This window comes from Marinimicrobium sp. UBA4509, from assembly GCF_002388575.1.
Taxonomy (GTDB): Bacteria; Pseudomonadota; Gammaproteobacteria; order Pseudomonadales; family Cellvibrionaceae; genus Marinimicrobium; species Marinimicrobium koreense.
Map to the genome: position 1 here is coordinate 33,963 of NZ_DGMV01000040.1, position 3,698 is coordinate 37,660.

Here is a 3,698-nt window from a genome sequence, read left to right on the forward strand (position 1 = left end):
ACTGCCGTGCTATCCGTAGGGGCTAGAATCGGGAGCGCAGTCCTACCGCCAGCGAACGCGCCGGTAATGGCGCCTTGTCTTTCAAAAATGAGGTGTGCGGACGGGCTTCGGTGTCCGTGAGGTTGTTGCCCTGGACATAGAGGGTCATGGTCTGCGCGGCCCACTCCCAGTCGTAACTCAGCTGGGCATCCACCAGGGTGTAACCGTCGGACTCCGTTTCCAGATTGGCGGTGCGGTCCTGATCGAAGTAATGTTGCGCGCCCAACTCCGCCCGCCAACCATTGAGGCGATACTCCAGTTGCGCTCCGAGACGCAGTGGCGGAATACGCGGCATGGCTTCGCCGCCATTCAGGGTGGCGCGGGTGTAGTCGCTCATCAGGGTCAGACGCCAGGGGCTGGCCACCTGCCATACCAGTTGGCCTTCCACACCGTACAGGCGCGCGTCGCGGGCGGTGTAGTGATACACCGGTAAGGCCTCTTCCTCCTCATGCTCTGCCTCGCCGTGATCGTGTTCATCGGCGTGATCGTCCTCGGCTTCCAGGCCCGTGGCAGACAGATAGTAGAAATCATCCATCTGGTTGTAGAAGGCGTTCAACGTGAAGCCCACATCACCTTCAAACTTGCGCAGAGTCAGATCGATGTTGTTGGACGTTTCCAGCTCCACCGCCGCCGGACTGACCTCGGCGTGAAAGTGCCCATCCGCCTCTTCATGCAAGTCATACAGGGCACCGATTTCATAACTGCTGGTACCGATATGGGGGCCAAAGGAGTACAGCTCGGCCGCCGAAGGCGCGCGTTGCGCCCGGGACAGTGACAGCCCCAGGTTGTAACCCTCGGTGAAATCCCACACCGCACCGGCAGACAGGCTGAACGGTTCAAAGGTCTGTTTCACTTGATAGGCGGCCAGCAATCCGGGTTGATCTTCCATCGGAACCGTCACCTGATCGGCGGACAGTTCGACCCGCTCAACCCGCGCCCCCAACTGAACCTGTACCGGGCCAAAGTGCCGCTCCTCCATCCAGCCCAGCGCCAGGCTTTCCGTTTCCGAGGGCGGGGTGAAGGCCTCAGCGCCCTCCGCAGAAAAGTCCTGATGCTTGTACTGAAGACTCCAGGCACCGCGCCATTCGGCCACCGGATGATGAAACAGCTCGGCGCGCACTTCCCGGCTGGTATTGGCGAAGGTGGTAAGAGGCACACCCTCTTCAATTTCCGAATGGCGATAATCGGTATAGCCTAGGCGGGTGTTCAGGGCACTGAACCAGGCGTGATCCAGACTCAGCTCGCTGATCAGCTGTACCCGATCCTGCTCCAGGTCGGCGTACACATCAACGTCGCCCTCGCCTTCATGACCGTGGCCGGGAATTCCGTAGGTTCTCTCCAGCCGTCCGACAGAAACACCCACAAAGCCGTTATCCAGTAAATAGCTGGCACCAATATTGGCGCCCTTGGCCCGGTACGCGGAGTTATCCAGGCGCCCGTCAAACGCTTCGTCGGCATGATCTTGCTCATGACCAGCCTCGTGCTCTTCACGCTCAGCGGCTACCGGAATCCGGTAATCGTTGGACTCTCGCCAGAAACCATCTGCATGCGTGGCCCAGGAGCCCGCCCCTCCGGTAACGCTGCCGCTGACCAGTTTTTCATCCGCCACATTGTCATGTTTCAAATGCCACTGGCCGGACAGCTCATTATCCGTCGGCACCCGGCCGTCGACGATATTGACCACCCCGCCGATCGCTCCGCTGCCATAGAACAGAGTGGCCGGGCCGCGCAGCACTTCCACCTGCTCGGCGGTCGAGGTCTCCGTGGTCACCAGATGATCCGGCCCGACCCGGGAGACATCGCCGGCATCCAGGCCATTCTGGGTGATCAACACTCGGGGTCCACTCAGGCCCCGAATCACCGGGCTGCTGGCGACGGGCCCAAAGTAACTGGTGTGCACCCCCACCTCATTCTTCAGGGTTTCCCCGAGCGTGGAGGCCTGCTGACGGGCGAGGGTATCACCGGCAATCACATTGACTGGCTGGGCGGACTCCAGGGTGGAGGCGTGCCAGGGCAGTGCCACCACTTCGATCACTTCAATGCGGGTGGGCCGCAGCCGGATGGTCACCGGCCCCTCATCGAGATCGACATGCAGCTGCTGATGCACAAACCGGGGCGCCATAATATGCAGCTCCACTTCGTCACCACGCAGATCTTCCAGTGAAAAACGACCGGCGGCATCAGTCAGGGCCTGGCGGTTACTGCCCACCCATTCAACCACCGCGCCGGCCACCGGCTGGCCATCGGCATCCAGCACCGCGCCGGTCAGGGTTTCCGCCAGCGCACTTGGGGAGACCAATCCAGCCCACAACAGCCCAATACCACTCCATTGCAACCAGTTCTTCTGCACAACAACCTCCGGGATAGGTAACTCGCTTAGTTTTGTTATGGTATAACATAACTAAACAAATGAAAATCCCTCCCCGTTGTTTTGCTCGACGCCCCTTTTTGAGTCACTGAACAGTGCAGAAGATTTATGCGCCAATATTGATCCACTCCCCGCCACAGAAAACCACGTCCGGAACCCATCACAGCGCCTGAACATGCACCAATCTGAACCGGCTCCGCACTCCGACAGCGCGGCAACTCAAGCTTCCGGATCAGCCACCTCCGCCGCCCGATTCGAAAACATCTTTAAAAACAAGGCGTTAAAAAATTATTTTATTTGGCATAGGCATTGCAACTTCAGCCCCGGTCGCGCTGCGTGTTAGTTATCGACCTCGCGTGTTCAAGCACAACAGATGATCACCCCTGCAGCGCAATGCGTGCCCCAAAGCGGTTCACTCCCCTCGGGCATGCCCCTGACAACCCGGCCCCATACTCTGGATTGATGTCTTATGAGCCTGAACAAACTGAACCCGCTGGATTTTTCCCAGCCCGCCATCCGGGTCCTGCACCTGACCTGGTTTGCCTTCTTTCTGTCGTTTGTGGTGTGGTTCAGTCACGCCCCTCTGAAGCCCCTGATCACTGAAACCCTCGACATGAGCGGTGCCCAGTGGAAAGCGCTGCTGATTCTCAACGTCGCCCTGACCATCCCGGCCCGCATCGTGATCGGGATTCTGGTGGACAAGTTCGGCCCACGAAACGTGTTCTCCGGGCTGCTCGCCTGCTCGGGGTTGTTGTGCCTGGCCTTTGCCGCCTCACAGACCTTCGAGCAATTGGCGCTGACCCGTTTTCTGCTCGGCTTCGTCGGTGCCGGCTTCGTAATCGGTATCCGCATGGTGGGCGAGTGGTTTCCCGCCCGGCAGGTTGGCCTGGCGGAAGGTATCTATGGCGGCTGGGGCAACTTCGGCTCCGCCGCCGCGGCCTTTACCCTGCCCACCCTGGCCGTAGTGGTATTCGGCAGCCTCGGTGGCTGGCGCGCAGCCATTGCCTGCACCGGCCTTATTGCCATTGTCTACGGTGGCATTTTCTACTGGCGCGCGCGCAACACCCCCAAAGGCTCCACCTATTTCAAACCAAAAAAATCCGGCGGCCTGGAAGTCTCCAGCAAGCGTGATTTCTGGTTCTACATCGCGATGAACGTCCCCATGTACGCCATCCTCGCCGTACTGGCCTGGCGCCTGGGCCCGTCCAACATCAGCCTGCTCACCCAGAGCTCGGTCTACCTGATGTACCTGGTCCTCCTGTGCCTGTTCATATTCCAGTTCAGCCAGATC

General features: G+C 59.8%; 2 protein-coding genes. One reads left to right on the forward strand and one right to left on the reverse strand.

Features of this window, described 5'->3' with window-relative positions:
- Nucleotides 1-22: 22 nt before the first annotated feature.
- Nucleotides 23-2,389, reverse strand: coding sequence for a TonB-dependent receptor (locus B3520_RS06025; RefSeq protein WP_286807381.1), 2,367 nt, complete (start codon nucleotides 2,387-2,389; stop codon nucleotides 23-25).
- A gap of 487 nt (nucleotides 2,390-2,876) precedes the next feature.
- Here B3520_RS06025 and B3520_RS06030 point away from each other — a divergent pair.
- Nucleotides 2,877-3,698, forward strand: an 822-nt coding sequence (locus tag B3520_RS06030) for an MFS transporter (RefSeq protein ID WP_286875641.1), incomplete at its 3' end; no start/stop codon positions are given.